The 446-nt window shown below is 37.7% G+C and carries 1 protein-coding gene and 1 pseudogene; one reads left to right on the forward strand and one right to left on the reverse strand.

The features are described from left to right. Positions 1–142: pseudogene (locus tag ACEWB7_RS17795) on the forward strand (homoserine dehydrogenase); the annotation flags it as partial. A 31-nt stretch (positions 143–173) separates the two neighbouring features. On the opposite strand, the gene ACEWB7_RS17800 reads toward ACEWB7_RS17795, so the two are convergent. Next, positions 174–446 (reverse strand): EamA family transporter (locus tag ACEWB7_RS17800; protein ID WP_411581059.1); only part of this gene is annotated, 273 nt, incomplete at its 5' end.

Consider the following 446-nt stretch of genomic DNA (forward strand, 5'->3'; position numbering starts at 1 on the left):
TCTGCAAGGTTCTAATAAATGTATTCGGGTGTTAACGCAAGAAATGGGGGAATTTGTTGTCAGTGGAGGGGCATCTGCGCCATTAGCCACAGCAGCTGCGGCTTTAAAAGATTTTGAGTTGATGCTAAAAACGGGCTGCTAAAATTAATTATGATTTATAAAAAAGCAGGCTTTTATGCCTGCTTCTCACAATTTTTTTGATTGCTAAATAACTTCTTTCCAATTTCAAACTTACTAAACATTAAGTAGTTACCAAGTAAGATGAGTAAAATTCCAAATACAGCATTTAAAGTCCACTCATATCCTTCAAAGAAAGTAGAAACTGTTAAAGCAACTAAAGGAAAGAGCAACGTGCTATAGGCTGCTTTGGCTGCGCCAATTCGTCCGACCAGAGAAAAATAAGCAGAGAACCCAATAACCGTGCCAAATACAGCTAAGTATAGTAC

It is taken from the genome of Acinetobacter sp. NIOH-H-8, assembly GCF_046635365.1.
Classification (GTDB): domain Bacteria; phylum Pseudomonadota; class Gammaproteobacteria; order Pseudomonadales; family Moraxellaceae; genus Acinetobacter.